This is a genomic window from Streptomyces sp. XM83C, from assembly GCF_023072675.1.
In the GTDB taxonomy this organism is placed as follows: Bacteria; Actinomycetota; Actinomycetes; order Streptomycetales; family Streptomycetaceae; genus Streptomyces; species Streptomyces thermocoprophilus.
This window is the reverse complement of sequence record NZ_JALLGL010000601.1, coordinates 1-1,191: the sequence shown is the minus strand read 5'-3', so window position 1 is coordinate 1,191 and position 1,191 is coordinate 1. Positions and strand designations below refer to the sequence as shown.

The 1,191-nt window shown below is 75.7% G+C and carries 1 protein-coding gene; it reads left to right on the top strand.

Features of this window, described 5'->3' with window-relative positions; translation table 11 throughout:
- Positions 1-55: 55 nt before the first annotated feature.
- A partial coding sequence (locus MTQ10_RS30625; protein ID WP_247474033.1) for a serine/threonine-protein kinase occupies positions 56-1,191 on the top strand: 1,136 nt, incomplete at its 3' end.

The following is a 1,191-nucleotide window of genomic DNA, read 5'->3' as shown; positions in this document are numbered from 1 at the left end:
TCCCCGCACTATCCTCGGGCTGTCGCAGGGGCGCAGGGGAGGGGACGGGTCGGCCATGCAACGACTGGGGCCGGGGGATCCGCAACGCATCGGGACCTACCGTCTGTTGGCCCGGCTGGGCGCCGGAGGCATGGGCGAGGTGTTCCTCGCGCGCTCCGAACGCGGCCGTACCGTCGCCGTCAAACTCGTCCGCGAGGAACTCGCCGCGCAGGAGGAGTTCCGCGACAGGTTCCGCCAGGAAGTGCAGGCCGCGCGGCGCGTCGGTGGCCACTGGACCGCACCCGTGCTGGACGCCGACACCGAGGCCGCCGTGCCCTGGGTCGCCACCGGGTACGTCGCCGGGCCCAGCCTCCAGCAGGTCGTCGGGCACGACCACGGGGCGCTGCCCGAGCGTTCGGTACGCATCCTCGGCGCCGGGCTGGCGCACGCCCTGAAGGACATCCACGCCGCCGGGATCGTCCACCGCGACCTCAAGCCGTCCAACGTGCTCGTCACGATCGACGGGCCGCGCGTCATCGATTTCGGTATCGCCCGCGCTCTGGAGACCGTCACCGAGTCCGGCGGTCTCACCCGTACCGGCTCCCTCGTCGGCTCGCCCGGTTTCATGGCCCCCGAACAGGTGCGCGGCGACCGTGTCACGCCGGCCTGCGACGTGTTCTGCCTCGGCTCCGTCCTCGCCTACGCCGCCACCGGCAAGCTGCCCTTCGGCTCCGCCGACAGCGGTGTGCACGCCCTGATGTACCGCATCGCGCAGGAGGAACCCGACCTCGAAGGCGTCCCCGAGGGCCTCGCCGACCTGGTCCGGGCCTGCCTCCGCAAGAATCCGGAGGCCAGGCCGGGCCTCGACCACGTCCTGGAGCTGACCGGCGCCCACGACACGCTGGCCGAGGGCCGCTCCCGCGACCCGTGGCTGCCGAGCGCGCTCGTCGCCCAGCTGGGGCGGCACGCCGTACAGCTGCTGGAGACGGAGAACCCGGAGGGCCCGGAGCCGACGTCGTCCGGTACGGCGGCGGGGCCGGGGGGCGCCCCGGGCGGCCCGGCCGGTCCCGGTGCCGGGGCGGGCTCGGGTGCCGGTACGGGGCCGGAAGTCGCCGCAGGTGCGCAGGCCGCTGCGGGTGCCGGCGCCGCCCCCGCCGGGCACACGGCGGCCACGCCCGGTGCCGCGCCGGGCCCGGCCGTACCCGCCCAGGG